Annotated in this window: 23 protein-coding genes; 12 read left to right on the plus strand and 11 right to left on the minus strand. The window is 70.0% G+C overall.

Annotated elements, in window-relative coordinates:
• Positions 1 to 204: 204 nt before the first annotated feature.
• A complete protein-coding gene (locus MBR110_RS15285) occupies positions 205 to 1080 on the plus strand; it encodes an IclR family transcriptional regulator (protein WP_011881412.1) in 876 nt (291 codons plus the stop codon).
• 105 nt (positions 1081 to 1185) lie between these two features.
• On the opposite strand, the gene MBR110_RS15290 is transcribed toward MBR110_RS15285, so the two are convergent.
• Positions 1186 to 2748 (minus strand): methyl-accepting chemotaxis protein, encoded by a 1563-nt coding sequence (locus MBR110_RS15290; RefSeq protein WP_181709395.1) that lies wholly within the window; start codon positions 2746 to 2748, stop codon positions 1186 to 1188.
• A 508-nt stretch (positions 2749 to 3256) separates the two neighbouring features.
• Here MBR110_RS15290 and MBR110_RS15295 point away from each other — a divergent pair.
• Together MBR110_RS15295 and MBR110_RS15300 are read left to right on the plus strand one after the other, a co-directional pair.
• Positions 3257 to 4270 (plus strand): SEL1-like repeat protein, encoded by a 1014-nt coding sequence (locus MBR110_RS15295; RefSeq protein ID WP_309486114.1) that lies wholly within the window; start codon positions 3257 to 3259, stop codon positions 4268 to 4270.
• 45 nt (positions 4271 to 4315) lie between these two features.
• Positions 4316 to 4603, plus strand: coding sequence for a PAAR domain-containing protein (locus MBR110_RS15300; RefSeq protein ID WP_011881415.1), 288 nt, complete (start codon positions 4316 to 4318; stop codon positions 4601 to 4603).
• 99 nt (positions 4604 to 4702) lie between these two features.
• On the opposite strand, the gene MBR110_RS15305 is transcribed toward MBR110_RS15300, so the two are convergent.
• A complete protein-coding gene (locus MBR110_RS15305; protein WP_059735651.1) occupies positions 4703 to 5959 on the minus strand; it encodes a cyanate transporter in 1257 nt (418 codons plus the stop codon).
• Between the two features lie 159 nt (positions 5960 to 6118).
• A complete protein-coding gene (locus MBR110_RS15310; protein ID WP_059735653.1) occupies positions 6119 to 6976 on the minus strand; it encodes a helix-turn-helix transcriptional regulator in 858 nt (285 codons plus the stop codon).
• A 95-nt stretch (positions 6977 to 7071) separates the two neighbouring features.
• Here MBR110_RS15310 and MBR110_RS15315 point away from each other — a divergent pair, with 95 nt between their 5' ends.
• Positions 7072 to 7965 (plus strand): SDR family oxidoreductase, encoded by an 894-nt coding sequence (locus MBR110_RS15315; protein WP_011881418.1) that lies wholly within the window; start codon positions 7072 to 7074, stop codon positions 7963 to 7965.
• 252 nt (positions 7966 to 8217) lie between these two features.
• Here MBR110_RS15315 and MBR110_RS15320 read toward each other — a convergent pair whose 3' ends face one another.
• The gene (locus MBR110_RS15320; protein ID WP_181709396.1) at positions 8218 to 9594 is read right to left on the minus strand and encodes an FAD-containing oxidoreductase; all 1377 of its coding nucleotides are present in this window, start codon (positions 9592 to 9594) and stop codon (positions 8218 to 8220) included.
• 226 nt (positions 9595 to 9820) lie between these two features.
• Between MBR110_RS15320 and MBR110_RS15325 the strand changes: the two genes are divergently transcribed.
• The 5 genes from MBR110_RS15325 to MBR110_RS15345 all read left to right on the plus strand — a co-directional run bounded on the left by MBR110_RS15325 (position 9821) and on the right by MBR110_RS15345 (position 15640).
• The gene (locus MBR110_RS15325; protein WP_014724505.1) at positions 9821 to 10459 is read left to right on the plus strand and encodes a LysE family translocator; all 639 of its coding nucleotides are present in this window, start codon (positions 9821 to 9823) and stop codon (positions 10457 to 10459) included.
• Between the two features lie 333 nt (positions 10460 to 10792).
• Positions 10793 to 11557: a DUF3348 domain-containing protein gene (locus tag MBR110_RS15330; RefSeq protein ID WP_011881421.1), complete on the plus strand. Its 765-nt coding sequence runs from the start codon at positions 10793 to 10795 to the stop codon at positions 11555 to 11557.
• 10 nt (positions 11558 to 11567) lie between these two features.
• Entirely contained in the window at positions 11568 to 14375 is a 2808-nt protein-coding gene (locus tag MBR110_RS15335; protein ID WP_181709397.1) for a DUF802 domain-containing protein, read from the plus strand.
• 3 nt (positions 14376 to 14378) lie between these two features.
• Positions 14379 to 15023: an OmpA family protein gene (locus tag MBR110_RS15340; RefSeq protein WP_011881423.1), complete on the plus strand. Its 645-nt coding sequence runs from the start codon at positions 14379 to 14381 to the stop codon at positions 15021 to 15023.
• Entirely contained in the window at positions 15020 to 15640 is a 621-nt protein-coding gene (locus MBR110_RS15345; RefSeq protein ID WP_011881424.1) for a DUF2894 domain-containing protein, read from the plus strand. Before MBR110_RS15340 ends, MBR110_RS15345 begins: the two co-directional genes overlap by 4 nt.
• Positions 15641 to 15659: 19 nt before the next feature.
• Here MBR110_RS15345 and MBR110_RS15350 read toward each other — a convergent pair whose 3' ends face one another.
• The 3 genes from MBR110_RS15350 to MBR110_RS15360 form a co-directional block, all read right to left on the minus strand.
• Complete coding sequence (locus MBR110_RS15350; RefSeq protein ID WP_014724509.1) at positions 15660 to 16232, minus strand: NADPH-dependent FMN reductase; 573 nt, start codon at positions 16230 to 16232, stop codon at positions 15660 to 15662.
• A 146-nt stretch (positions 16233 to 16378) separates the two neighbouring features.
• Positions 16379 to 17662, minus strand: coding sequence for an isoprenylcysteine carboxylmethyltransferase family protein (locus MBR110_RS15355; RefSeq protein WP_181709398.1), 1284 nt, complete (start codon positions 17660 to 17662; stop codon positions 16379 to 16381).
• 120 nt (positions 17663 to 17782) lie between these two features.
• Positions 17783 to 19678, minus strand: a complete 1896-nt coding sequence (locus MBR110_RS15360) for a collagen-like triple helix repeat-containing protein (protein ID WP_181709399.1) — start codon at positions 19676 to 19678, stop codon at positions 17783 to 17785.
• Between the two features lie 380 nt (positions 19679 to 20058).
• Between MBR110_RS15360 and MBR110_RS15365 the strand changes: the two genes are divergently transcribed.
• Positions 20059 to 20457 (plus strand): carboxymuconolactone decarboxylase family protein, encoded by a 399-nt coding sequence (locus MBR110_RS15365; RefSeq protein WP_041494076.1) that lies wholly within the window; start codon positions 20059 to 20061, stop codon positions 20455 to 20457.
• 151 nt (positions 20458 to 20608) lie between these two features.
• Here the strand turns inward: MBR110_RS15365 and MBR110_RS15370 are convergent, their stop codons facing one another.
• From MBR110_RS15370 to MBR110_RS15380, 3 genes are read right to left on the minus strand one after another with little or no spacing between them, the layout of a single operon-like run.
• A complete protein-coding gene (locus tag MBR110_RS15370) occupies positions 20609 to 21595 on the minus strand; it encodes an alpha/beta fold hydrolase (RefSeq protein WP_034194920.1) in 987 nt (328 codons plus the stop codon).
• 7 nt (positions 21596 to 21602) lie between these two features.
• Positions 21603 to 23165: a flavin-containing monooxygenase gene (locus MBR110_RS15375; protein WP_181709400.1), complete on the minus strand. Its 1563-nt coding sequence runs from the start codon at positions 23163 to 23165 to the stop codon at positions 21603 to 21605.
• The gene (locus MBR110_RS15380; RefSeq protein ID WP_059462035.1) at positions 23162 to 24064 is read right to left on the minus strand and encodes an SDR family NAD(P)-dependent oxidoreductase; all 903 of its coding nucleotides are present in this window, start codon (positions 24062 to 24064) and stop codon (positions 23162 to 23164) included. Before MBR110_RS15380 ends, MBR110_RS15375 begins: the two co-directional genes overlap by 4 nt.
• 87 nt (positions 24065 to 24151) lie before the next feature.
• Here MBR110_RS15380 and MBR110_RS15385 point away from each other — a divergent pair, with 87 nt between their 5' ends.
• Positions 24152 to 24808: a TetR/AcrR family transcriptional regulator gene (locus MBR110_RS15385; RefSeq protein WP_045578235.1), complete on the plus strand. Its 657-nt coding sequence runs from the start codon at positions 24152 to 24154 to the stop codon at positions 24806 to 24808.
• Positions 24809 to 24882: 74 nt separating this feature from the next.
• On the opposite strand, the gene MBR110_RS15390 is transcribed toward MBR110_RS15385, so the two are convergent.
• Positions 24883 to 25854, minus strand: a complete 972-nt coding sequence (locus MBR110_RS15390; protein ID WP_181709401.1) for a LysR family transcriptional regulator — start codon at positions 25852 to 25854, stop codon at positions 24883 to 24885.
• A 126-nt stretch (positions 25855 to 25980) separates the two neighbouring features.
• Here MBR110_RS15390 and MBR110_RS15395 point away from each other — a divergent pair, with 126 nt between their 5' ends.
• The gene (locus MBR110_RS15395; protein ID WP_011881434.1) at positions 25981 to 26625 is read left to right on the plus strand and encodes a glutathione S-transferase family protein; all 645 of its coding nucleotides are present in this window, start codon (positions 25981 to 25983) and stop codon (positions 26623 to 26625) included.
• The last annotated feature ends 6 nt before the right edge of the window (positions 26626 to 26631 follow it).

A 26631-nucleotide genomic window follows, 5' to 3' on the forward strand; every position in this document is an offset into this window, starting at 1 on the left:
CTCAACGAGAGGAATTTCGGAAAAATTCCGGTGAACGGAATGAATCGACGAAGCGGGTGCGATTCGTTCCGTTGGGTGAAGGGCGGCCGTGCCGCGAAAAACGCACGTCAATCCCGTGCACACCCGGATGCCCGCGGTTTTTCGGCGGGACCACAATGGCGGCTCACCCTGTTCCATTCAATGAAATCATCGAGGAGCGCCGGTATGCAGGAACCCGATTCGCGCGGAACGTCGGCGGAAGCGCCCGTGCGGCAGCCGGACGACGCCAGCGGCGCAGCGGGCGTCGGCATGCTGCAGCGTGCGTTCGCGATCCTGCGCGCGCTGGCGGGCATGCAGCAGGACGGCGTGCGCGTCACGCACCTCGCGAAGGCCGTCGGCCTCACGCAAGGCACCGCGCATCGCATCCTGCAGTCGCTGATCGCCGAGCGCATGGTCGAGCAGGATGAACAATCGAAGCTGTATCGGTTGAGCGTCGACTTCTTCGCGCTCGCCGCGCTGGCCGGCAATCCGAGCAGCATGCGCACGCTGTGCCGGCCCGCGTTGCTGCGGCTGTGCGCGAGCCTCGGCGAGACGATCTTCCTGCTCGTGAAGAGCGGCTTCGACGCGGTGTGTCTGGACTTGTGCGAAGGGCCATTTCCGATCCGGTCGTTTACCGGCGACATCGGCGGGCGCATCGCACTCGGCGTCGGGCAGGGCAGCCTCGCGATCCTCGCGTTCCTGCCGGAAGCCGAGCGCGAGGAGGTGATCCGCTTCAACGTGCCGCGTATCCGCGGCTACGGCGTGCTCGACGAGGTGTATCTGCGCACCGAGATCGAGCGCGTGCGCGAGCTCGGCTACGCGGGTCGCAACAGCGGCGTGCTCGACGGCATGGCCGGCGTCGCGGTGCCCATCCTCGATCGCACCGGCTATCCGGTCGGCGCGCTGAGCGTCGGCACGCTGGCGTCGCGGCTCGGCGACGACCGGATGCCGATGGTCGTCGAACTGCTCAGGCGCCAGGCCGACGCGATCGGCCCGCGCACGAATCCGTTCGATGCCGCGCTGCGGCGGCCGATGCACGGGCTGTCGGGGAACGGCGGCTAGAGGCGGTGCGCGGCGGCGCTGCGGCGCGGCCGGTTCCGCGGTTGGGCGTCGCCTGTCGGTCACGGCTCACCGCTCGCGCGCCATCAGCGTGCCATCAGCGTGCCATCAGGCCGTCGCCGCGCCGTGCAGACGAAACTGCGCGACGGCATCGCTCAGCCGCGCGCCCTGATCGTCGAGCGACAGCGCGGCCGCCGCCGCTTCTTCGACGAGCGCGGCGTTGCGCTGCATCGTCTGTTCCATCTGGATCACGGCCGCGTTCACCTGCTCGATGCCGGCGGTCTGCTCGTCGAACGCGGTGCTGGTTTCGCTCATGATCGCGTTGACGCGCTCGACCGCGGTGACGAGTTCGGACATCGCCGAACCGGCGAGCGCGACGAGCGCGCTGCCGTCCTCGACACGCTGCGCGGAGTTGCCGATCAGTTCGCGGATTTCCTTCGCTGCCGACGCGCAGCGCTGCGCGAGCCCGCGTACCTCGGTCGCGACGACCGCGAAGCCGCGTCCCTGTTCGCCTGCCCGCGCGGCTTCGACGGCGGCGTTCAGCGCGAGGATGTTGGTCTGGAACGCGATGCTTTCGATCACGCCCACGATGCCGGAGATCCGCGCGGAGCTGGTGGAGATCGCCGACATCGTTTCGACGACGCGCCGCATCGCATCGCCGCCCCGCGCCGCGATGCCGGCCGCGCCCTGCGCGTAGGTGCGGGCATCGCGTGCGTTGTCCGCGTTCTGGCGCACCGTCGCGGTCAGTTGCTCCACGCTTGCGGCGGCTTGTTGCAGCGAGACGGCCTGCTGTTCGGTGCGCGTGGACAGATCGACGTTGCCGCTCGCGATCGTGCGCACGTCGCCGACGATCGTCTCCGTGCTCGTGCGTACCTGGGTCACGGTGTCGACGAGGCCGGCCTGCATGCGCTTCAACGCCTTCAGCAGATAGGCCATTTCGTTTTCGCCGCGGATCGCGACCGCGCCGGTCAGATCGCCTTTGGAGATCCGGTCGAACTGATCGACGGCCAGATGGATGGGCTCGATGATCGCCTTCGCCAGCACGCGCTGCGCGACGAAGCCGACCAGCAGCGCGAACGCGGCGACGCTCGCCATCGCCCAGACGATCCGGTGAAAGCGCGCGCCGGCTGCGTCGTAGCGCGCCTTCTGGCGCGTGACCTGGAACGATTCGAGCGCGTCGATCGCCTGCTGATAGGCGGTGAACAGGCCGGGCGGCGCGGTGCGGTGCGTTTCGAGGAAGTCGAAGGCGTTGTCGTGGTCGAGCTGCGACATCGCCTTGAGGAACACCTGATCGAGCAGCGTGCGGCGACGTGATTGCAGCGTGTCGAACAGCGCCTGCTCGTCGGCGTCGCGGGCGTGCAGTCGCGTGTACGCGCCGAGCTCGTCGTTGCTTTGCTGGAGCAGCGTATGGAGCTGCGCGATTTCGGCGTTGGCCGGCTGGCCGGCGCTGATGATCTGCGCGACGTCGCTCACGCGTTCGCGCAGCACGAGCATCCGCTCGGAGCTGGTTTTCAGATGCAGCAGCGACGCGGTGTCGTCACGGTACATCGCCTCGAGCGAATGGTTGCCCGCGTAGAGCGCGGCGATGCAGGCGCCGACCACCAGCAGGAGCAGCACGGTGTAGCCGGCGATGGTCGCGACGAGGCCGCCGCGGATGGTGAGTTTGCGCATGACGTTCCCTTGCCGGCGGCCGAACGGCGGCCGACGGGCGATGTGGATGGCGGATCACGAACGACGACGGGCGCCGCGTCGAAGCTCGGGGCGCCGGGGTTACGAACGCGTTAACGGCGGGCGGGGCGCGGAGGTTTTATCCGTATGCGACGTGGATATGGATGGATGCGACAGGTGGGGCGCCTGCGTTCGGTTGAGGGTGGGGCGGGGTTGTTGGTATGGCCGATCGTGCTGCGGGCTGGAAAGTCGTTCGAATCTCGGCAGGCGATTCCGCTGAATCGGACGGTGGTGAATCGCTTCGTGGCAGTGAGTGGATTCAGCACGTGGGCGTGGAACGACGATGGATGGATTTGATTGAGATGCGCCAGGCGGTGTGTTGGCGATGCCGCATTCGCGGCGGCGGTGGTAGGTGTGAAATAGATGCGACAAAATGGTGGCCCAACAGCCATACGCGTCGCTCGTGGCCTTCATGCGAGCTTCGAACACGATCGCCCGTTCCGACTGATTCATGAATCGATACGCCATCATCATTGGGCTTTCCTTGGTTGCCTGCGCCTGCTCGAAAAAGGAACCGCCGGGGACCGCTTTGCCCGACATGAGCGCCGTGCGCACGAATCTCGCTTTCAGCTGCACGCATCAGGCGGATCACCTGCCGCCGCTTGATCCGCAGGCAGAGGGCCTGTTTCTCTACGCGCGCTTTTTGGAGAAGCAGGACGGCACGAAAGATTTCAACGAGGTGGCGCGCTATTACCGGATCGCGGCGGCACATGGACACTACAAGGCCAATCAGAATCTCCAGTCGCTGATTTCCGACGGTTTGGCCGGTTCACCCGATGCACCGAAGGAAACGGTCGCGCTTGCCGTGCGACTGATCCAACAAGGCATCCCATCGGGCTACTACGACATCGGTCACTATCTCGAAACCGGATATGGACTGGGACAGGATGCCGAGACGGCACTGCGGTATTTCCGAAAGGCTGCCGATCTTGGAAACCCGGAGGCGCAGGCGTATGTGGCGCAATTACTGGCGCCGCTTGATAAGGCTCCGGAGATTGCCAGACAGATGCGCCAGTGTGCTACGGACCAGGGATCTGGTGAGGCCGCAAGCGCGTTGGGTATCGATTTGAGCGGCGATAAGCTGTATCCGGACGCGGTAAAGGCCTTTCAAAAAGGAGTGGAGGCGGGCAGTATTCAGTCAGCTTCCTTTCTGGGTAACGGCTTCAAGGCCCCGCCGCAAACCGACGGTTTATATTATCTCGCGCTGACCAATGATTCAGAGCGCTCGCGGAGATACCGCGCGATTCTGGAATTCCTGCGCTCGAACGACGGCCGCAACCCCAAACTCCCCGACATCGACAAAATCGTGCCCCTTCCGCCCGCAAAGCTCCCCCGGTGGGACGGCACATTCGAATGGCAGAAGGAGCAGGACGCCGCCGCCTCGCCACCGAAGCCGTCGGAAGCGACGGTCGATGCGATGGCGAAGGCCTACAATCTGGATCCGAAAACCGGTTTCCCGCTGTAAGAGAAAACCGGCAAGACATTGAATACCTGAACGAGGCAACGACAAATGACGCGATACATGATCCTCGACGGCGATCACACGACCGTGGCCGGAACCGTCCGCGCAACGGCAACGCCGTTCGAGCTTGGCGGCAGACACATCGCTCATGAAGGCGACGACGTGATCTGTCCCGCGTGCAAAACCGTCGGCAAGATTCAATGTGTCGGCCCGCGACAGCCGATGACGGGGCCGGACGGGCGGCCTGTGGCATTGAGCGATGACCTTTGTATCTGCAAGTGCGCCCCGCCGCCGAAGCTCGTCCCGTCTCAGCAAGTGATGTCGGTCGATGCGTGACGGTACGCAAGGCCGCCAATCGCATGGTGGTCGATACGTTCACGTCGCCACCCATGCGCGCCGCAGCGGCTCACGCGCCATATCGTCAAACTTGCCCGCTCAGCACGCCGCGCCGGTAATGCGCACCATGCTGCGCCGATAACCGGCGGGCGCGAACGCGGCGTTCAACGCGGCCATCGCCGCGACCACGCCGGCATGCGCCCACCACGCGATCGCGAAGCCGCCGCCCGCGTCGCGCAGCCAGCCGATCAGCCACGGGCTCGCGGCCACGATCAGGAACCCGACACCCTGCACGAACGCGGCAAGCGCACCGGCGAGTCGTGCGTCGGGAAGATGGTCGAGCGTGACGATCAGGCTCATCGAGAAGAAACCGCCGAGCCCGATGCCGACGCTGGCGACCCACAGCCATGGCGCAAGCGCGGGCATTGCCGCGAACCCGGCGAAGCCGGTCGCCTGCAACGCCAGCGTCGCCCACAGCACCGCACGCCGATCGTGCGCCCGTTTCGCGAGCAGCGGCATCGCCAGCGCGCCGGCCGCCTGGAACAGCGCCATCCATGCAAGCAGGTTGCCGCTCGCCTGCGCGCTCATGCCAGCGCTGCGATAGAACGCCGGCAGCCACGCGACGACGCTCGCATAGCCGCTGTTGCAGAGACCGAAGAACAGCGCCAGCTGCCATGCGCGCGGCACCCGCGCGAACGCGGCGACCGACGCCGGCACCGTGGCCGCGTGCGCTGCATGCACTGCATGCGCTCCGTGCGCTGCGTCACGCGGCGCATGCGTTCGCCACAACGTGAGCGTGACGAGCGCGGGTACGGCCCAGACGGCCAGCGACAGACGCCAGCCGCCGTGCGCGGCGAGCCACGGGCTCGTCATCGCGCCGAACGCCCCGCCGCCGACGAGCGCGGCCGAATAGACGCCCATCGCGAGCGGCAGCCGATCGACGAACCAGCGCTTCGCGAGGCCCGGCGTGAGCGCCTGGATCACCGCGACTCCGGCGCCAGCGACGATCGCGGTGACCACCAGCCCGCTGCCGCTGCCCGCCCACAACCGCGCGGTGCAGCCGGCGGCGATCAGCACCAGCGCGACCGTCAGCGCGCGTCGTTCGCCGACGCGCCGCGCGAGCCCCACGCCGCCCCCGGCGACGATGCCCATCAGCACGAACGGCAGGGTGGTCAGCAGCGCAGCCGCGCGAAAGCCGAGGCCGGTGTCGCTGCGCACGAAGTCGAGGACGGGGCCGAATGCAGTGAGGAACGGACGCAGGTTGATGCCGGCCAGCACCAGCAGCGCGAGCGCGCCATACGACATTGAAGCGGCGCGCGGACGGCAGGCGGCTTGCGCGGTGCAGCGGTCGGTCATCGAATTGCTCCAGGACGGGGCCTGCGGCCCCACGATGCGATGCCGAAAGGGTAAAGCTGCGCTGCGCCGCTTGAAAATTAAATATTCGACTGCCTGTCAGTGGGGAATCCGATGGCGCGTCCACGCCGCACGACAGCGCGTATGGGCGACGCCGCACCGCTACATGGCCGGCGCCTGCGCTGCACGAGCCTGCTCGCGCGCAGCGACGAGCGAACGGATGCTTGCGCGATCGGCCGCCGTCGTCGGCGTGAAGATCACGAGGCTCAAGTCCGCACGGCCGATCACGGCGAACGCCGAGTATTCGAGCGTGATCCGCCCCGCGTGCGGATGGCGGATCTCCTTCGTTCCTTCGTCGTGCGAGCGGATATCGTGGTCGCGCCACAGCGCGTCGAATTCGGCGCTCGTCGCGCGCATTTCGTCGATGAAGGCCTGGACGGCCTGGGTCGCGCCGCCGCGCGCGATGTCGGCGCGGAACGCGCCCACCGCGAACCGCGCGACGCGGTCCCAGTTCGGTTGCGCGTCGCGCACGCGCGGATCGACGAAGATCAGCCGCAGGATGTTGCGCGCGGCCGGCGGCAGCGTCGCATAGTCGGTCAGCGTCGCGGCGGCCGCGGCGTTCCATGCGACCACGTCCCAGGTCGCCGTGCGCACGATCGCGGGGCTCGCGTCGAGCGCATCGAGCACGTGCTGCAGGCGCGGCGTCACGCCGCTGCTCGCGTGATAACGCACTTCGGGCGGATGGCCGACGCCGAGCAGGAACAGATGCTCGCGTTCGGCGTCGTCGAGCAGCAAGGCACGGGCGAGCCGATCGAGCACGTCGGCCGACGGCGCGCCGCCGCGCCCCTGTTCGAGCCACGTGTACCACGCGGTGCTCACGTGCGCGCGCTGCGCGACTTCCTCGCGCCGCAGGCCCGGCGTGCGGCGCCGCGTCGACGGCAGCCCGAGCGCGGCGGGGTCGAGTTTCTCGCGGCGGTCCCGTAGGTACGCGCCGAGCAGGTTGTTGGGGGCGTCAGCCATAGCCTGTTAGTTCGTTTACCGGTAAACCGTCACGTCTTCACCGCGCGCGGCGGCCGGCAGATAGTAAGCCTCCATTTCATCCGGAGGTGTTGAACATGCGTGTCTTCGTTACTGGAGCGTCGGGTTTCGTCGGCTCCGCGGTCGTTGCCGAACTCGTGGCCGCCGGGCATGCGGTGCTCGGCCTCGCGCGTTCCGACGCCGCCGCGGCAGCGATTGCGGCCGCCGGCGCGCAGGTGCATCGCGGGTCGCTCGAGGATGCCGATAGCCTGACGCGCGGCGCCGAGTCCGCCGACGCGGTCATCCATACGGGATTCAATCACGACTTCTCGCGCTTCGCTGAAAACTGCGAACTCGACCGCCGCGCGATCGAGACGATCGGCGCGGTACTGGAAGGGGCGGCGCGGCCGCTCGTCGTCACGTCGGGGCTCGCGCTGGTCGCACCGGGCCGCGCGGCGACCGAGGACGATCCGCACGTGCCGGTGTCGGCGGCCTATCCGCGTGCGTCGGAAGCGACGGCGCACGCGCTCGAAGCGCGCGGCGTGCACGCGTCGGTCGTGCGCTTGCCGCCGTCGGTGCACGGCGACGGCGACCACGCGTTCGTGCCGCGCCTGATCGCGTTCGCACGCGAGCGACAGGTGTCCGCGTACGTCGGCGAGGGCGAGAACCGCTGGCCGGCCGTGCATCGGCTGGACGCGGCGCGCGTGTACCGGCTCGCGGTCGAGCGCGGTGCGCGCGGCGCACGCTACCACGCGGTCGACGACACGGGCGTGCCGTTTCGCGAGATCGCGACCGTGATCGGCCAGCGGCTCGATCTGCCCGTTGCGTCGATCTCGGCCGAGCAGGCGCGCGAGCACTTCGGCTGGTTCGCTATGTTCGTCGGAATGGATGCGCCCGCAACCAGCGAGCGCACGCGCGCGGCGCTCGGCTGGGCGCCGACGCAGCCGGGGCTGTTGGCCGACATCGACCGGCCGCAGTACTTCGCGAGCTGACGCACGCGCGAGCAGCGCATGCGGCGCGCGTGTCGCGGCGCATCGCTGCATCGCTGCGATGACGCTTCGATCCCCGGACATTCGGGCGCACGGGTAGTCGGGCACCCGGATGTTCGGACTGTCAGACGCCCGTGCCGAACCGCCGAACCCACCACCCGCCGTAAGGCACTCCCTGCACCGACCGGCTGCGGCCAAGCCGTCGAGCCGTCGAGCCGAAAACGCGCGTTCAAGCGACACCGACGTCGGCGCCCCTCATTCCACCGGATGCAGATCCTGCAGCAGCGTCGGCACGAGTTCGGACACGGTCGGATGGATATGCATCGCGCGGCTGATGGTCGTATAAGGCGCGCGCGCGGCCATCACGTCGAGCAGCCCGTGCACGACTTCGTCGCCGGTCACGCCGAGGATCGACGCGCCCAGCAGCGCGTGGTCGTCCGCATCGACGATCACCTTCATGAAGCCGAGACTCTCACCTTTTTCGACCGCGCGGCCGACGCGCGTCATCGGCCGCGTGCCGACCAGCAGCCGGCGGCCGGTCTGCCTCGCCTGCGCGAGCGTCATCCCGACGCGGCCGAGCGGCGGATCGATGTACAGCGCATAGGCTGGAATGCGGTCGGACACTTTGCGCGGATCGTCGTCGAGCAGGTTCGCCGCGACGATCTCGTAGTCGTTGTACGCGGTGTGCGTGAACGCGCCGCGTCCGTTGCAGTCGCCGAGCGCCCAGATGCCCGGGACGTTGGTGCGCAATTGCTCGTCGACGGCGATGTAGCCGCGCGAGTCCGTCGCGACGCCGGCCCGTTCGAGGCCGAGATCGTCGGTGTTCGGCACGCGGCCCACTGCCAGCAGCAGATGCGAGCCGGCCACTTCGCGGCCGCCGCCGTCGCAATCGAGACCGACCACGACGCGCTCGCCGTCGCGTCGCGCGCGCAGGCAGTTCGCGCCGAGCTGCACGTCGATGTCTTCGCCGGCGAGGATCTCCTGCACGGCCTGCGAGACGTCGTCGTCCTCGCGCTGGATCAGGCGCGGCCCTTTCTCGACGATGGTGACCCGCGCGCCGAAGCGGCGGTACATCTGACCGAACTCGAGCCCGATGTAGCTGCCGCCGACGATCACCAGATGCTCGGGCACGAAATCGACGTCCATCATCGTCGAGTTGGTCAGGTACGGCACCGTGTCGAGACCCGGTATCGGCGGAATCTGCGCGCGGCCGCCGACGTTGATGAAGATCCGCTCGGCCTGGAGCAACGCGTCGCCGACGCGCACCGTGTCGGCCTGCTCGAAGCGAGCATGACCCTGCAACACGGTCGTATGGTCGAGCCCGCGCACCCATTGCTCGACGCCGTGGTTCGAGCGGCCGGCGATCGCGTCCTTGCGCGCCTTCACGGCCTTCATGTCGACGCTGACCGGGCCGGCCGACACGCCGTATTCGTGCGCGCGCCGCGCGAGGTGCGCCGCGTAGGCGCTGGCGATCAGCGTCTTGGTCGGAATGCAGCCGGTGTTCACGCAGGTGCCGCCGAACCGGCCGCGCTCGACGATCGCGACTTTCATGCCGGCGCCCGCGAGGCGCGCGGCGAGTGGCGGCCCGGCTTGCCCGGTGCCGATGACAATCGCGTCGAAGTGTTGCGTCATGACGTCCTCCTGCGCTGGTTCAACGTGGGAACGGAGCGCGCAAGCCGCATGCCGGGCCGGCGCGCGCGAACGGCGGCGAGCGCCCATGGTAGACCGGTTGGCGCCGCCCCGCACGTGCGGCCGCGCTTTCGGCGGCCCGCGAAGCGTGCCAGAATCGGTGGCTTCCCGGTCCGGGACGGACGCGCAGGCGCCGGCGTCGCGGCGTCGCAAGGCAAAGGAGACTTCGATGACTGCATCGGCTGCCGTACTCGCCATTCTGGCTGCGCTCTGGCTCGGCGCGATGATTCCGGGCCCCAGCTTCGTGCTGGTCGCCCGCAATTCGATCGGGCTGTCGCGCCGCGACGGGCTCGCGACCGCGCTCGGCATGGGCGTGGGCGGCATCGCGTTCGGCGGCGTCGCGCTCGCCGGGCTCTATACGCTGCTGCAGGCGGTCGAGTGGCTGTATGTCGCGCTCAAGCTGGCGGGCGGCGCGTATCTGATCTACATGGCGTCGAAGATCTGGCGCGGCGCGGACCGGCCGATCGCGATGGACGATCCGCGGGGCGGCGCGGCGGGCAGCGCGCGCAAGTCGTTCCTGACCGGCCTCACGACCCAGCTGAGCAACCCGAAGACTGCGATCTGGTACGGCAGCATCTTCGCGGCGCTGCTGCCGCAACATCCGCCGCTGTGGTGCTACCTGGCGCTGCCGCCGCTCGTGTTCGCGGTCGAGTTCGGCTGGTACACGATCGTCGCGCTGTGCTTCTCCACCCGCCGGCCGCGCGAGCTGTATCTCCGGGCGAGGAAGTGGGTCGACCGCATCGCGGCCGGTGCGATCGCGCTGCTCGGGCTGCGGCTGATCCTGAACGCCCCGAAGGCCGGGATCTGATGCGACGCGCGCTTGGCGAATCCGCTATGCACTGACTCCCCGTCACCACGGCCGGCCGATGGTCCGGCTGCGAGCGATCGCGTTCGGCACGAGTAAGGCTCATGGAACCCGTTCGACCGTCGTCGCGAGCCCGGCCGGCTTGCTCGCCGGCGGCCCGCAGCCGCCGCGCGGTGCGGCGCCGTCCCGGCCGGCGCGCCCGCGATCGGCTCGCGAGCCTTGTGCGGCGGGCGTTCCCGCCGGCCGCACGCGGTGCGGTGCCGCATCGCTTTCCCGATTCTGGCGGGCGACCGCGCGACGACGTGTAAACTGCTGCCTTTTTTGACGGTTTGCAGCATGGTGCAAGCACCTCCGCGCCCGGCGCTGAGCGGCCCGACGCTCGTCCGGCTGCTCGCGCGCCTGACCGATGCCGACGTCGCGGAATCCCGGCAGACGCTGTCGGACCGCCTGAGCCAATGGCTCGGCTGGACCGACGCGATCACGCTGTCGTCGGCACTGAATGCGAACCCGCCCGCTGTCGCGGCCGGCGTGCGCGGCTACGACGCCGAGCGCGACAGCGCGCGCGTGCGCCACGACCTCGCGCAGGCGATCACGGGCGCCCTTCGGCCGCGCACGCGGCGGCGCGCCGGCGAGATGCCGCCGCCGCCCGCCGACACGGCCGATTTCGCGGACTTCCGCCAGCAGTGTCTGTCCCTGCAGCAGGAGATGGAGACGGCGATCGGCCAGTTGCGCGCGCGCCTGCGCGTCGCGCTCGCCGCGCGTTCGTCCGCGCTGGCGCGGCTCGCGACGCTCGACGCGATCATGGAGCGCGTGCTCGGCGCGCGCGAGCGCAGCCTGCTGGGCGCCGTGCCCGCGTTGCTCGGCACGCGCTTCGAGCGGCTGCGCGACGCGGAGCGGCAGGCGCTCGCCGACGCGCAAGCAGCGGCCGATGCCGATGCCGATGCCGCGCCCGACGCGCCGAGCCCCGCGCCGGTCACGCCGGTCGTGCCGGGTACGTGGCTCGACACGTTCCGCGACGAGATGCAAAGCATCCTGCTGGCCGAACTCGAAGTCCGGTTTCAAACGGTGGACGGGCTGCTCGCGGCCCTTCGCACCAGCTAATTCCCAAGCTATGTCCAGAATTCGTCTTGATCTCGTTGTGTTCATCGCCGGCCTGCTCGCAGTGGGCTGGATCGGCGCCGGCTATGTCGCGTCGAACCCGCTTGCGGCCGCCGTCACGCTGCTGATCGGCGCGTGCTACGTCGCCGGTGCGTGGGAGCTGCAGCGTTACCGGCAGGCCACGGCCACGCTGACGCGCGCGGTGGCCGGCTTGACCGAGCCGCCGGCGACGCTCGACACGTGGCTCGATACGCTGCACCCCGGGCTGCGCGGCGCGGTGCGCGCGCGCGTCGAGGGCGCGCGCGTCGCGCTGCCGGGTCCGGCGCTGACGCCTTATCTCGTCGGCCTGCTCGTGCTGCTCGGCATGCTCGGCACGCTGCTCGGGATGGTCGTGACATTGAAAGGCACGGGCGCCGCGCTCGAAAGCGCCACCGACCTCGATGCGATTCGCGCGTCGCTGATCGCGCCCGTCAAGGGCCTCGGTTTCGCGTTCGGCACGTCGATCGCGGGTGTCGCGACGTCCGCGATGCTCGGCTTGCTGTCGGCGCTCGTGCGGCGCGAACGCATCGAGGCAGCGCAGCTGCTCGACGCGAAGATCGCGACGACGCTGCGCGTGCACTCGTCCGCGCATCAGCGCGACGAATCGTTCCGACTGCTGCAGCGCCAGGCCGACGTGATGCCCGCGCTGGTCGACCGGCTGCACACGATGATGACGGCGCTCGACGCACGCAGCGCCGCGTTGCACGATCGCCAGATCGAAAGCCAGCACGCCTTCTTCGAGCGCACCGAGCGCGCGTATGCGGGCCTTGCCGCGAACGTCGGCGACGCGTTGAAGGAGAGCGCCGCCGAAAGCGCGCGCGTGGCCGGCGCTGCGCTGCAGCCGGTCGTCGCCGCGACGATGACGGGGCTCGCGCAGGAGATGGCCGCGCTGCGCGACACCGTGACGGGCGCGGTGCAGCGCCAGCTCGACGCGCTGGCCGGCGGCTTCGAGCAGACCACCGCCGACGTGACGGCCGCGTGGGGCCGCGCGCTCGACGAGCAGCGCCGCGCCGGCGACGCCGTCGCGCAGCAGCTGCAGACGACGCTCGGCCGGTTCACCGACACCTTCGCGCAGCGTTCGAGCGATCTGCTCGACGGCGTCGCGACGCGCCTCGAGTCCACCGAAGGCCGTCTGTCCGACGCGTGGCGCGATGCGCTCGCGCAGCAGCAGCAGGTCGGCGACGCGCTGGCCGACCGGCATGCGCGCGCGCTCGGCGAAGCCGCGGCCACGTTCGAACGACACTCGGCGGCCGCGCTCGTCGCGATGCGCGACGCGCACGCGGGGTTGCAGACGCAACTGGCTGCACGCGACGAGCAGCGTCTGGCCGGATGGAACGACTCGCTCGCCGCGATGGCCGCGAAGCTCGGCGACGAATGGCAGCGGGCGGGCGTGCACAGCGCGGGCCGTCAGCAGGAGATCTGCGATGCGCTCGCACAGACGACGCGCGATCTGACCGCGCAGGCGGCGACGTTCGAGCAACGCTCGAACGATCTGCTGTCGACGATTCGCGATTCGCACGCGGGCCTGCAAACGCAACTCGCCGCACGCGACGAGGAACGTCTGGCCGCATGGAGCGACTCGCTCGCCGCGATGGCCGCGAAGCTCGGCGACGAATGGCAGCGTGCGGGCGTGCATAGCGCGGGCCGTCAGCAGGAAATCTGCGATGCGCTCGCACGGACCACACGCGATCTGACCGCGCAAGCCGCGACGTTCGAACAACGCTCGAACGATCTGCTGTCGACGATTCGGGACTCGCACACAGGCTTGCAAACGCAGCTCGCCGCACGCGACGAGGAGCGTCTGGCAGCATGGAGCGACTCGCTCGCCGCGATGGCCGCGAAGCTCGGCGACGAATGGCGGCGCGCGGGCGTGCACAGCGCGGGCCGTCAGCAGGAGATCTGCGATGCGCTCGCACAGACCACACGCGATCTGACCGCGCAGGCGGCGACGTTCGAGCAACGCTCGAACGATCTGCTGTCGACGATTCGCGATTCGCACAGAGGCCTGCAAACGCAACTCGCCGCACGCGACGAAGAACGTTTGGCCGCATGGAGCAACTCGCTGGCGGCCCTGGCCGCCGCGCTGCGTGACGAATGGGCGCAGACGAGCGCGCACGCGGCGACGCGCCAGCAGGACATCTGCGACACGCTGGCGCGCACCGCGAACGCGATCACCGCACAGGCGCAGGCGCACGCGAGCGACACGATCAACGAAATCTCGCGCCTCGTGCAGGCCGCATCGGAAGCGCCGAAGGCCGCGGCGGACGTCGTCGCCGAATTGCGCCAGCGTCTGTCCGACAGCATGGTGCGCGACACGGCGATGCTCGACGAGCGCAGCCGCCTGCTCTCGACGCTCGAAACCCTGCTCGGCGCGGTCAATCACGCATCGACCGAGCAGCGCACCGCGATCGACGCGCTCGTCAGCACGTCGGCCGATCTGCTCGAACGCGTCGGCGCGCGCTTCAACGACGCCGTCGATGCCGAGACGCGCAAGCTCGATTCCGTGGCGGCGCAGGTGACGGCGGGCGCGGTCGAGGTCGCGAGCCTCGGCGATGCGTTCGGCGCGGCCGTGCAGGTGTTCGGCGAATCGAACGACAAGCTGCTGAGCCACCTGCAACGCATCGAGGCCGCGCTCGAGAAATCGCTCGCGCGCAGCGACGAGCAGCTCGAGTACTACGTCGCGCAGGCGCGCGAGGTGATCGACCTGAGCATGATGTCGCAGAAGCAGATCGTCGAGGATCTGCAGCAGATTGCCGGTCGGCGCGCATCGGTCGGAGCGTAAGACATGCATGACGAAATCGACGACGGCGCGCCCGCCGCGCCGGTCTGGCCCGCGTTCGCCGACCTGATGTCGGTGCTGCTCGGCGCCTTCGTGCTGATCCTCGTCGGCGTGATCGGCATGCAATTGCAGCTGACGTCGAAGCTCGAGGAAGCCGTGCGCGCGCGCCGGCAGGAAGCGCAGCAGCGCGCGTCGCTGGAGCAGGCGCTCGCGGGGCCGCTCGCGGCCGGTCGCGTGACGCTCGTGAACGGGCGCATCGGGATCAGCGGCAACGTGCTGTTCGCGTTGAACTCGGACCAGTTGCAGCCGGCCGGCCGCGATCTGCTGAAGACGCTGGCCGGGCCGCTCGCCGCGTACCTGAAGACGCGCGACGAGATCCTGATGGTCAGCGGCTTCGCCGACGATCAGCAGGTGCGCGCCGGCAACCGCCTGTTCGCGGACAACTGGGAGTTGTCGGCGAAGCGCGCGCTGACCGTCACGCGCGCGCTGATCGACGCCGGCGTGCCGGCGCCGTCGGTGTTCGCGGCGGCGTTCGGCTCGCAGCAGCCGGTCAGCTCGAACGCCGACGACGAAGGCCGCGCGAAGAACCGCCGCGTGGAGATCGCGCCGGTGCCGCGCAAGAGCGCGTCGAATGGAGGAGCGGCGAAGTGACGGTGGACGCGACGCAGGTGCGCGCGATGCTCGACGCATGGCGTGAGCAGCGCGCCGACCGGCTCGACCCGGTGCGCTTCCATCGGCTCGATGCGCTCGCCAAACGCGCGGCCGCGCTGGACGGCGATGCGCGCGCGCTGCTCGACGCGCGGCTCGCGACGCTGCTCGACGCGTTCGCCGCGATCGTGGCGCGCGCGAGCGAAGACGTGAACGCAAGCGCAACCGCAACCGCAGCTGCGCGCGGCGCACTCGCCGGGCTCGTCGCGCGGCTCGCGCGCGATGCGCAGGCCGACCGGCGCGGGATCGATCCCGAGCTGATCGACTACTTCCGCGCGACGTGGTCGAAGGTCCGCACCGAGCAGCAGTACCGCCAGTCGCTCGACCAGGTGCCGCGCAACGCGGGGCCGCTCAATTCGAACAGCCTCGTGCATCGGTCGCTCGCGACGATGCGCGAGCTGTCACCCGACTACCTGCAGCAGTTCCTGTCGTATATCGATGCGCTGGCATGGCTCGAGGATCTGGCCGGCGGCCCGCCGCCCGACAAGGATGCGCCGCGCGCCAAGGCAGCGAAGTCCGGCAAGCCCGCGAAGAAAGTCGCGCGGGTGAGGGCGCGATAACGCCCGTTGCGGCGCTTCGCTAGCGGCTCGGCGCCTGCGCGTCGATCGTCGCGCGCAGTGCGAGCAGCGCATCGGTCAGCGCCGGCGCGAAGCGCGGATGCGCGGCGATGCCGGCCGCATCGAGCCCGCTGCCGAGGATCGGTAGCGCGATCGACGCGCGCTCGACGATGCATGCGGACATCACCGCCAGCGTTTCCCGCAGCGCCGCGTCCGCGTGCGTCGCGCGCGGCGACGCGTTCAGTACCGCGACCGGCTTGTACACGACCGCCTCGCATCCGACGATCCAGTCCAGCGCGTTCTTCATCACGCCTGTCACGCCGTGCGCGTATTCCGGGCTCGCGATCAGCACGCCGTGCGCCGCGTTCAGCCGTTCGATCAAGTCGTGCACCGCGGGCGGCGTCGGAGATTCGATATCCGGATTGAACAGTGGAAACTCGCCGAGCCGTTCGAAGCGCACGATACGCATCCCGTGCGGTGCGACGCGGGCCGCCGCATCGAGCAGCGCTGCGTTGTGCGATTGGGCGCGCAGGCTGCCGCACAGCGCGATGATGTCGACGCGGTGCGCGCGATCGGTTCGGGGTTCGTCGGCCATCGGCGGGTGGGTTGGAGGTGTAGGGGCGCGGCGTCGTCGCGTGGGTTCGACGGATTATCGCACCGGTGCGCGTTCGGGGCGCGCCGGCGCGAAGCGCGGATGCGCGCCGCTCATCGAACCGACGATCGCCGCCGCGTTACACGGCCTCACACCGCCGCGCGCATACCCAACGCGTGCCGCATCCGCGCAAACAACCCGTGCTGCGCGATCCATTCCGCATACGCGCGATAGTCCGGATCGCGCATCAGATGCCGTTCTTCCGTCTTCGCGCGCGTGTAGTAGATCAGGTTCACCGCGACGAGCCCCGCACAGTGCATCAGCGCGACCTGCCAGCCGAGCGGCTCGACGAACGGCACCGATACCATCCAGTACGACAGGTTCTTCGTGATGTAGGCCGGATGCTTCGTGAACCGGTACGGGCCCGACGTGATGATCCCGCGGTTCGTGAGATTCGAGAACCGCAGCCCGAACGAGATCGTCGACAGCGCGTAGGTCATCAGCAACAGGATGATCGCGCCGCCCCAGATCACGCGCAGCGTCGGCGCGGACAGCAGCCAGTTGTCCCAGAACAGCGAGCCTTCGTAGCGGATGTAGTTGTTCGAGATCAGCGACCAGAACGGCTGATAGCAGATCAGCGCGGCGCCCCAGCCCAGCGTGGTCGGCTCGACGCTGCGAACGTGGCTGTCGAGAATGCGGAACGTGCACAGGTAGCCGACGGTGCCGAACATCAGGTCCATCGTGAACGACAGGTCGTACAGGAACACGAAGGTCGCGAGCGTCATCGGCGCGTGCAGCGCGTTCGCGAGCGATGCGCTCAGGTGATCGGCGTCCTTCGACAGGTACACGGTCATCAGCGGCAGGAAGAACGCCTTCACGCCCCAGCCGGCGAGCATCTCGCGCACGGGCTGCCAGCTCGCCGGCCGCTCGCGACGCAACAGGTAGCGGCCCCACAGCAGATAGGCGTCGTCGGTGTCGCGCTGGTGGCGGTCCATCCACGCGAAGTAGAACGGCGCCGCGACGATCACGTACGGCGCCAGCGAGCGCAGCAGCGACCAGAACGGCAGATAGAACGCGCCGTGATATTCGGGGAGCAGCCAGTAGATCGCGCCGATGCCCGCATAGATCGACGTCAGCGCGCCGAGGCGCGTCGCGACGCGCGCGAGCCCCAGCGGGCGCAACGCCTGCCGCGACAGCCCGGCGCTCGGGCGCAGATACACGCGCGAGACGAAGATTTCGAGCAGCGCGATCGTGCCGATGATCGCGACGCTCGCGATCACGGCGCGGGTCGCCGCGTCGAGCGCCGGCTGGTCGCGCGTGACCCACAGCGCGACCAGCCCGGCCGCGATGCCGAGCAGCCCGGCGCGAAACGGCGTGGCGGAGCGCGGCGGACGATCGTGGACTGCGGCAATGCCGTCGATGGTGGAATTCATGATCGGATCCTCGTCGGGAGGTGGGCCGGCGTCCCCGCTTGGCGGATGACGCCGGCCGTCGGCCGGGCTCCGTATCGGAATGGGCCCGGCCACTGGCCTGTCGTTCTGATGGGTGAAGCGTTACTTCTTCGGCGCGGTGGCGCCGAGCAGACCGCCGAGCAGGTTCGTCACCGGCGCGAGCAGGTTGGTCGCGCCGCCCGCGGTGCTGCCCGAACTGCCGGACAGGCCGGCCGTCACGGTGCCGCTGCCGGACGGCGTCGTCACCGTCCCGACCGCGCCGCCCGGGCTCGCCGTGCCGACAGCGCCGAGCGCACCGGTCGGCGACGTCAACGAACCCGTCAGCGTGCCGACCGGACCGCTCGTCAGCGCGCCGCCGAGGTTGCCGGTCACGCCGCCGCCGGGCGTCGTCACCGTGCCGGTGAGGCTGGCGCCGAGCGGCGTCAGCGCGTTCACGAGGCCCGTGACCGGCGCCAGCAAGCCGCCGACGCCCGCGCCACCGGTGCCGCCGGTGCCGCTGGTACCACCCGTGCCGCTCGAACCGATGCCGCCGAGCGTGCCCGTCACGGTGCCGAGCAGCGCGGTGATCGGGGCGAGCGGGTTGGTGCCGCTCGTTCCACTCGTCCCGCTCGTTCCGCTGGTGCCGCCCGAGCCGCTCGAACTGCTGCCGCCGCCGAGCCCGCCCGTCAACGTGCCGAGCAGGCCGGTGATCGGCGCGAGCGGGTTCGTGTCGCTGCTGGAGCTGCCGCTGCCGCCGTACAGCAGGCCGCCGGCCGATGCCACCGTGTTGCCGAGCTGCGCGACGGTATTGCCGGTGCTCGCGCCGACGGGGTTGCCGGTCGTGCTGCCGATCTGCGAGCCCGCGAGGCCCAGGCCGCTGCCGAGTGTGCCGAGCAGCCCGTTGAGCGGGGCGCCGAGCAGCGTCGCGCCGCCGAGCGTCTGCGTGGCGCCGGGCGTCGTGGCACCGCCGGTCAGCGTGTTGGTGATCGGATTGATCACGCTGCCGAGCTGCGTTTCGAGCTGCTGGACCGGTGCGCTGCTCAGCGCCGTGTTCAACGCCGACGCGGTGGAGTTCACCGCGGTGCCGACCGTGTTGACGAGGCTGCCGACCAGCGTCGTCGCCGGCGCGAGCGGCGACAGCGGACCGCTGCCGAGGCTCGTCACCGCGTTGCCGAGATTGTTGACCGCGCCGCCCGCGCCGGTCAGCAGGCCGGTGGTCGACGTGAGCGTCGGGCCGAGCGGGTTCGGCGACACGCCGATCGAGCCGAGGCCCGCCGCGATGCCGCTGCCGAGCGACTGCACGCCGTTGCCGAGGCTCGTGACCGCGTTGCCGACGCTGGCGGCCGTCGTCGGGTTCGTGCCGGGCACTTGCACGCCGCCGATCTGCGAGCCGCCGTTCGCGACGGTGGTGCCGAGTGCGGTGACCAGCGTGCCGGTTTGCTGAAGGACGTTGCCGAGCGGGGTGGTGGCGGTGCCCGAAGTGCCCGAGGTGCCTGAGGTGCCCGAAGTGCCCGAAGTGCCCGAAGTGCCCGAAGTGCCCGAAGTGCCGGAAGTGCCCGAAGTGCCCGAAGTGCCCGAAGTACCCGAAGTGCCCGAAGTGCCCGAAGTGCCCGAAGTACCCGAAGTACCCGAAGTACCCGAAGTACCCGAAGTACCCGAAGTACCCGAAGTACCCGAAGTACCCGAAGTACCCGAAGTACCCGAAGTGCCCGAAGTGCCCGAAGTGCCCGAAGTGCCGGAAGTGCCCGAAGTGCCCGAAGTGCCCGAGGTGCCCGAAGTGCCCGAGGTACCCGAAGTACCCGAAGTGCCCGAGCTACCCGAAGTACCCGAAGTGCCCGAGCTACCGCCGCCCGACGTACCCGACGAACCGCCGCCCGACGTCCCGGACGTCCCGGACGTCCCCGAAGTGCTCGGCTTGATCGACGGCGTCACCGGCCCGTCGACCGATCCGCAGCCATACAGCGTGACGACCGACAAGGCGGCTAGCGCCACCGTCGTTTTCTTGAAGTAATGATGCATGTTGGCCTCGACATTGGAAGTTGTGTCCGAGCCAACACTGCAAATTCCGCGCCACGACATGTTGTGCGCGATCCATGCGCGCTTTGTTGCGGGAATCGGGAAGATTGCGGTGATTTAAACGGGGGAAGGCAGGTTTCCGCGAGACGGCGCCGCGTGCTGCACGAATCGCCCGCCGCGGTGTTCCCGCCAGTCGCCGTAACGCCGCGCCGGATGTTACGTAGCGTCCTGCCCGCCGTCGCGCGTGCCCGGGCGCCCGGCCGGCGCGATGGGCGACGCCTTTGACGAAACGCCCGTACGCCGCGAACATCACGCGAAACCCACCGGAAACCCACCGGGCCGCAGGCGACGCCGACGCGGCCCACTTCGAACAGGACATCGACATGAGCGAACAGGACAGGGAGCAGGGCAAGACGCGCCGCGCGGCGGTGATGGGCGACGCTTTCGTCGAACGCGCGATGCGCGATCTCGACGGTTTTTCGCGTCCGCTGCAGAACTGGCTGAACGAGCACGCATGGGGCAGCACGTGGCAACGCGGCGGCATCGACCTGAAGACGCGCAGCCTCTGCACGTGCGCGATGCTCGCGGCGCTCGGCCGCAGCACGGAGCTGAAGGGCCACGTGCGCGGCGCGCTCAACAACGGCGCGAGCCTCGTCGAGATCCGCGAGGTGCTGCTGCACAGCGCGCTCTACGCGGGCGCGCCGGCCGCGGTGGAGGCGTTTCGCAGCGCGCGCGAGGTCATCGCCGAGCTTGGATTGTCATTGCCCGACGACGAAGCCTGAGCCGCGTCGCCGAAGCGGGCCGCGGGCGCGCATGCGCCGCCGCGGCGTCACCGCGCGCGACGCGCGGCGCGGTTCATGACCGCGGCCGAGCCGTGCCGACTCGCGCGAGCGGCCCGCGGCTTCACGCCCGCCGCTGCGCCGCCCAACGCGATCAGTGCTCGACGTGCGCGCGCGCTGCACCCGCATCGACGGGCGCCGCGGCGACTTCGAGCAACCAGTCCGCCGTCGCGTCCGGAATCGTGACGGGCAGCATATGCCCGCCTTCCACGACCTTCAGCCGCACGCGGGGCGACTTCTGCGCGAGCGCTTCGCCATGCGTGCGCCAGTCGAGGATCGGATCGGCGTGGCCGTACAGCACGTCGACGGGCACCGTGAGGTCCGCATAGCGGCGCTCCATCGCCGGCAGGTCGACCGGCGCGGACAACAGGTCCGTCGCGGTCGCATAGAACACGTGCGGACGCAGCCCGAGCAACCCGCCGCCCTTCACCGCGAAGTCGTCCGGCACCGCGTCGGGCGCGAACACGTGCGCGACGGCCTTGCGCCCGGTCAGGATGGTCATCGGGATCGCGAAGGTCCACGACACGAAGCGGCGCACCAGCGGCGACGGCAGCATCAGCGGCTTGAACGGGCCGGGCGGCGCGCTCAGTTCGTGCGACAGCGGCGCGATCAGCGCGAGCCGGCTCACGTGCTCCGGATGGTTCAGCCCGACCGCGAGCGCGATCGCGCCGCCGAGCGAGTGGCCGACGAGCACGGGCCGCTCGAGCTTCAGCGCTTCCATGAACGCCGCGATGGTGCGCGCCTGCGCGAACACGTTCGCCTGCGAGCCGGCGCCGCGCAGCGAGCGGCCGGCGCCCGGCCGATCGACGAGGATCACGCGATGCTGCTGCGCGAGTCGCGTGAGCGGCAGATACGCAAAATTGCGCCATTGCCCGGCGAGCCCGTGCACGAACACGAGCGGCGGGCCGCTGCCGTACTCGACGTAGTGGAGGCGATCGCCGTCGATGTCGACGAAACGCCCTTCGGGCGGAAACGCGCGCGTCACGCGGTGCGCGACGTAGGCGGAGAACAACGCGAGCGCGACGAGCACGGCGACGACGCCGAGCAGCACGTTCAGGATCAGATGCAGCGTGTGGGTCATGTCGGCCTCAACGGGTTTCGAGTACGGGGTCGGCAGCCGGCGCGGCGGCCGGGCCGGTTTGCGCGCGGCGTTCGAAGCGCATCGCCGAGTCGGCGAGCCCGCTGAACTTCAGCGATGCGAGATCGAGCACGTAGTTCTGGTGAAACTTCCACGGCTTGCGATGGCCCTGCTTCGGCAGTATGCCGGCCGCGCGCTGGATGTAGCCGGAGCTCAGGTTCACGGCCGGCACGTCGCCGAGCTCGCCGGCGCCGAGCCGCGGCACGCAGGTGTCGTAGCCGTGCGCGCGCATGTGGTTCAGCAGCCGGCAGACGTAGCGCGCGATCAGCTCGGCCTTCAGCGTCCACGACGCGTTCGTGTAGCCGAACGACGACGCGAGGTTCGGGACGTCGCTGTACATCATGCCCTTGTAGGACACCGTCTGCGCGAGGTCGACCGGGCGGCCGTCCACCGTGACGCGCGCGCCGCCGAGCATCTTCACCTTCAGCCCGGTCGCGGTGACGATCACGTCGGCGTCGAGCCGCTGGCCGCTCTTGAGCTGCAGGCCGGTCGGCGTGAAGCGTTCGATCTCGTCGGTGACGATCGACGCGCGGCCCGTGCGGATCGACTTGAACAGGTCGCCGTTCGGCACGAGGCACACGCGCTGGTCCCACGGCATGTAGCGCGGCGTCAGGTGCTTCGCGACGTCGAAGCCGGGGCCGAGCTGCCGGCTCGCGGCGCGGATGATGAACCGCTTCGTGCGTTCGGGCTTGCGGCGCGACACGTTGTAGAGGTACATCGTCAGCAGCACGTTCTTGATCCGCACCAGCCGGTGCGCGAACCGCGACGGCAGCACGCGGCGCAACGCGTTGGCGATCCGGTCGCGCGCGGGCAGCGACACGATGTAGGTCGGCGAGCGCTGCAGCATCGTCACGTGCTTCGCCTCGGCCGCCATCGCGGGCACCAGCGTGACGGCCGTCGCGCCGCTGCCGATCACCACCACGCGCCGGTTCGCGTACGACAGGTCCTTCGGCCATTGCTGCGGATGCACGATCCGGCCTCCGAACGATGCCATGCCGGGCCAGTCGGGCAGGTAGCCGCCGTCGTAGTCGTAATAGCCGCTGCACATGTAGAGGAAGCGGCACGTATAGACGAGCGCGTCGGCCGCGCCGCCGCCGCTGCGCTCGACGCGCACCGTCCAGCGCGCACGGGCCGAATCCCAGTCGGCCGCGACGACCTTCTGGCCGAAGCGGATCGTCCTGTCGATGCCGTACGCGCGCGCCGTGTCGCGAATGTAGTCGAGGATCGTCTGGCCGTCCGAGATCGCGTTGTCGCTGTGCCACGGGCGGAAGCTGTAGCCGAGCGTGAACATGTCGGAATCCGAGCGCACGCCCGGATAGCGGAACAGGTCCCAGGTGCCGCCGATCGCGTCGCGCGCCTCGACGATCGCCACGCTCGCATGCGGGCAACGCTTTTTCAGATGACAGGCCGCGCCGATGCCGGACAGCCCGGCGCCGACGATCAACACGTCGAGGTCGCGGCTCTCGCCGGGATCGCGGCGCGCGTCGCGCTGGTCGGTGGTGGTCGAGCTCATGCGGGGTCCTTGGTCGGTGACGTGGGCAGCGCGGCCGGCCCGTGCGCCCGCGCGAGATTGCGCGCGCGGGCGCGGCGCACGTGGCGCAGGACGAGCCGCTGATAGCCGGCGCCGAGCAGGCGCGCGATCTTGTCGAGGCGGCGCGCATCGGCGCCGACCAGCACGCGGCGCGCATTGCGCTCGACGCCCGCGAGGATCTGCCGCGCGGCGTCGTCGGCGGTCGTCGCGTCGATCAGGCGGTTCGCCTGGCGGCGGTGGGTCGCTTCGTCCTGCCCGGTGAGCGCGTGGATGCTGGTGTCGACGCGGCTCGCGTCGACGATGCCGGTCGCGACGCCGCCCGGATGCACGCAGGTCGCGCTGACCGGCGCGCCGTCGAGTTCGAGCTCCATCCGCAGCGCTTCGGTGAAGCCGCGCACCGCGAACTTCGTCGCGTTGTACGCGCTCTGCGTCGGCATCGCGACGAGCCCGAACAGGCTCGACGTGTTGACGACGTGTCCGTCGCCCGACGCGCGCAGATGCGGCAGGAACGCCTGCGTGCCATGCACGACGCCCCAGAAATTGACGCCGACGATCCATTCGAGATCGTCGATGCGCGCGGTTTCCGCGCTCGCGGCCAGCGATACGCCCGCGTTGTTGAAGATCAGATTGACCTTGCCGTGCTCGGCCCGCACGAACGCCGCCCATGCGAACACCGCGTCGCGGTCCGCGACGTCGAGCCGCCGCGTGCTGGTGCGCACGCCGTATTGCACGCACGCGGCGGCCGTGGCCGCGAGCCCGACGTCGTTCACGTCGGCGAGCGCGACCGCGCAGCCGCGCCGCGCCAGCTCGACCGCGAGACTGCGGCCCATGCCCGAACCAGCGCCGGTGATCGCGGCGACCTTGCCGGAAAATCCCTTCATGCGTCTTCCTCCCGTTCCGCTTGCGCTGCGTCCGCGGCGCGCTTATTGTGGTGTTGTTCGTCACCACCTTAGTTTTCGGGCGTCCCGATGTCAAACAGCGAAATGGAGAAAGCCCTCGAAACGCCAAAGCGGGGCCGCGCTTACGGCGGCGTGGCGCACGAAGTCCGGGCGGCCGGGCGGCGCGACGCGCTGCTGCGCGCTGCCACGCAGGTGTTCGGCACGGTGGGGTTCCGCAAGGCGACCGTGCGGTCGATCTGCCAGGAGGCGAAGCTCAACGATCGCTACTTCTACGCCGCGTTCGACAGCGCCGAGGCGCTGCTGCGCGCGACTTACCTGCATCACGCGCAGCAACTGCACGGCGCGGTCGCGCGCGCGGTGGCGGCGCGCGGCGGCGACCTCGACGCGCGCGTCGACGCGGGGCTCGCGGCGTTCTTCGGCTACCTGCGCGACCCGTGTGCGGCGCGCGTGCTGCTGCTCGAAGTGATGGGCGTGAGCGCAGAAACCGATGCGACCTACCAGCGGATGCTGCTCGATTTCGGCAAGCTGATCATGGAGATCGGCGCGACGCCCGAGGCCGCGACGCCCGCCGAACGCATCGAACAGCGGCTCGTCGGGCTTGCGCTGGTCGGCGCGATGACCAACGTCGGCGCGGCGTGGCTGCTCACCGGCCATCGCGATCCCGAGGCGCAGATGGTCGCGAGTTGCCGGAAGGTGCTGCTGGGCACGTTGCGGCAAGACGGGTAGCGGCCGGCCAGCAGGCGCGCGAGGCGCCGACTTTCAAACTTTCCGACTTGCCCGACCGGCATGCGGCCGCGTGACTAAGCCGCTCCGGGCGCGCGCCGCGCCGCGCGTTTCGACGCCGTCGCGCGCGCCGGTGCGGTTGGCCGTGCGGTTCCGATGCACGCTTTCATCGCGTCGACGAACGCGCGCACTTTCCGCGACGGCATGCGCGTCGACGGATATACCGCGTGGATCCCGGCCCGCGCCGAGCGCCACGCGGGCAACAGCCGCACCAGCCGGCCGGCCGCCACGTCGTCGGCGATCGAGAAATCCGTCAGGAGCCCGAAGCCGCCGCCCGCGAGCGCGATCGCGCGGCACGCGGTCGCGGTGTTCGAGACGACCGGCGCGACGCAGCGCACCGACGCGTGAGCGCCGCGCGCATGGTCGAGTTCGAGCGTATGCGGGCGCGGCAGCGTCGACAGCATCACGAACGGCAGCGCGGCGAGCGCGTCCGGATCGCGCGGCAGCCCGTAGCGCGCGACGAACGCGGGGCTCGCCACCAGCCATTTCTCGTATTCGCCGAGCTGCACCGCGCGGTAGTTCGAATCGGCGAGCCGGCCGATGCGGATCGCGACGTCGAGGTTGTCCGCGACGAGATCGACGACCCGGTCGTTCGCGATCAGCTCGACGTCGAGCGCCGGATGCGCGTCGCGCAACGCGACGATCGCCGGCGCGACCACCAGCGCGCCGTAGTCGATCGGCACGCTCACGCGCAGCGTGCCGCGCAGCGGCCCCGCGTCGGACGACGCGGCGTCGAGCGCGGCTTCCGCCGCACGCAGGATGTCGCGGCACGCATCGTAGAACGCACGCCCCCCGTCGGTCACGCTCAGGCGCCGCGTGGTGCGCACCAGCAGGTTCGCGCCGACCTCGGATTCGAGCCGCTGCATGTGCGTGCTGACGACCGTCTTCGCCAGCCCGAGCCGCTCGGCGGCGGCCGTCAGCGAGCCGGCATCGACCACCGCGACGAAGATCGCCAGCCGGTTCAGGTTCACGTCGCGCAGATCGGCCATCGTCGATTGTCCTATGAAAAAGGATGATGTTTCCGCGATTATCCGTCTTCTGCGCAGCAACGGCGCACGTTACGCTGGGGCCGTTCGTCGCCGAATTCCGGCGGCGCGAGATCCAGGAGCCTTGCCATGTCTGCAGCCAACCAGCCTGCCCGTCCGGTTCGCGTCTATTCGTTCCCGCTGTCCGGGCATGCGCACCGCGTCCGTCTGTTCCTGTCGCTGCTCGGCGTGCCGTTCGACACGATCGACGTCGATCTGGCCGGCGGCGCGCAGCGCGAGCCAGCGTTCCTCGCGCTCAACCCGCTCGGCCAGGTGCCGGTGATCGACGACGACGGCATCGTGCTGGCCGATTCGAACGCGATCCTGGTCTATCTCGCGAAGCGCTATGGCGACGCCCACTGGCTGCCGGACGACGCGCTCGGCGCGGCCACCGTGCAGCGCTGGCTGTCGTACGCAGCGGGGCCGATCGCGTCGGGGCCGGCGGCCGCGCGGCTCGTCACCGTGTTCAACGCGACGCTCGATCACGACGCGGCCAAGCGCACGGCCGCGAAGGTGCTCGCCGCGATCGACGGCGAGCTGGCCGGCAAGCCGTTCGCGGCCGGCGCGCAGCCGACGATCGCCGACGTCGCCGCGTACACGTACATCGCGCACGCGCCGGAAGGCGGCGTGTCGCTCGAGCCGTATCCGCACGTGCGCGCGTGGCTCGCGCGCGTCGAGGCGCTGCCGGGTTTCGTCGGGATGCCGGCGACGCGCGCCGGCTTGCTCGCCGCGTGACGCGCG

Source organism: Burkholderia sp. MBR-1 (genome assembly GCF_013822785.1).
GTDB lineage: Bacteria > Pseudomonadota > Gammaproteobacteria > Burkholderiales > Burkholderiaceae > Burkholderia > Burkholderia vietnamiensis.

Excerpts from the sequence above, each read along its gene's own strand:
- MBR110_RS15285 (WP_011881412.1), top strand. The coding sequence starts at position 205 with ATGCAGGAACCCGATTCGCGCGGAACGTCGGCGGAAGCGCCCGTGCGG.
- MBR110_RS15395 (WP_011881434.1), top strand. The coding sequence starts at position 25,981 with ATGTCTGCAGCCAACCAGCCTGCCCGTCCGGTTCGCGTCTATTCGTTC.
- MBR110_RS15365 (WP_041494076.1), top strand. The coding sequence starts at position 20,059 with ATGAGCGAACAGGACAGGGAGCAGGGCAAGACGCGCCGCGCGGCGGTG.
- MBR110_RS15310 (WP_059735653.1), bottom strand. The coding sequence starts at position 6,976 with ATGGCTGACGCCCCCAACAACCTGCTCGGCGCGTACCTACGGGACCGC.
- MBR110_RS15385 (WP_045578235.1), top strand. The coding sequence starts at position 24,152 with ATGTCAAACAGCGAAATGGAGAAAGCCCTCGAAACGCCAAAGCGGGGC.
- MBR110_RS15290 (WP_181709395.1), bottom strand. The coding sequence starts at position 2,748 with ATGCGCAAACTCACCATCCGCGGCGGCCTCGTCGCGACCATCGCCGGC.
- MBR110_RS15305 (WP_059735651.1), bottom strand. The coding sequence starts at position 5,959 with ATGACCGACCGCTGCACCGCGCAAGCCGCCTGCCGTCCGCGCGCCGCT.
- MBR110_RS15355 (WP_181709398.1), bottom strand. The coding sequence starts at position 17,662 with ATGAATTCCACCATCGACGGCATTGCCGCAGTCCACGATCGTCCGCCG.
- MBR110_RS15390 (WP_181709401.1), bottom strand. The coding sequence starts at position 25,854 with ATGGCCGATCTGCGCGACGTGAACCTGAACCGGCTGGCGATCTTCGTC.
- MBR110_RS15375 (WP_181709400.1), bottom strand. The coding sequence starts at position 23,165 with ATGAGCTCGACCACCACCGACCAGCGCGACGCGCGCCGCGATCCCGGC.
- MBR110_RS15350 (WP_014724509.1), bottom strand. The coding sequence starts at position 16,232 with ATGGCCGACGAACCCCGAACCGATCGCGCGCACCGCGTCGACATCATC.
- MBR110_RS15335 (WP_181709397.1), top strand. The coding sequence starts at position 11,568 with ATGTCCAGAATTCGTCTTGATCTCGTTGTGTTCATCGCCGGCCTGCTC.
- MBR110_RS15300 (WP_011881415.1), top strand. The coding sequence starts at position 4,316 with ATGACGCGATACATGATCCTCGACGGCGATCACACGACCGTGGCCGGA.
- MBR110_RS15295 (WP_309486114.1), top strand. The coding sequence starts at position 3,257 with ATGAATCGATACGCCATCATCATTGGGCTTTCCTTGGTTGCCTGCGCC.
- MBR110_RS15320 (WP_181709396.1), bottom strand. The coding sequence starts at position 9,594 with ATGACGCAACACTTCGACGCGATTGTCATCGGCACCGGGCAAGCCGGG.
- MBR110_RS15370 (WP_034194920.1), bottom strand. The coding sequence starts at position 21,595 with ATGACCCACACGCTGCATCTGATCCTGAACGTGCTGCTCGGCGTCGTC.
- MBR110_RS15360 (WP_181709399.1), bottom strand. The coding sequence starts at position 19,678 with ATGCATCATTACTTCAAGAAAACGACGGTGGCGCTAGCCGCCTTGTCG.
- MBR110_RS15325 (WP_014724505.1), top strand. The coding sequence starts at position 9,821 with ATGACTGCATCGGCTGCCGTACTCGCCATTCTGGCTGCGCTCTGGCTC.
- MBR110_RS15380 (WP_059462035.1), bottom strand. The coding sequence starts at position 24,064 with ATGAAGGGATTTTCCGGCAAGGTCGCCGCGATCACCGGCGCTGGTTCG.
- MBR110_RS15330 (WP_011881421.1), top strand. The coding sequence starts at position 10,793 with ATGGTGCAAGCACCTCCGCGCCCGGCGCTGAGCGGCCCGACGCTCGTC.
- MBR110_RS15315 (WP_011881418.1), top strand. The coding sequence starts at position 7,072 with ATGCGTGTCTTCGTTACTGGAGCGTCGGGTTTCGTCGGCTCCGCGGTC.
- MBR110_RS15340 (WP_011881423.1), top strand. The coding sequence starts at position 14,379 with ATGCATGACGAAATCGACGACGGCGCGCCCGCCGCGCCGGTCTGGCCC.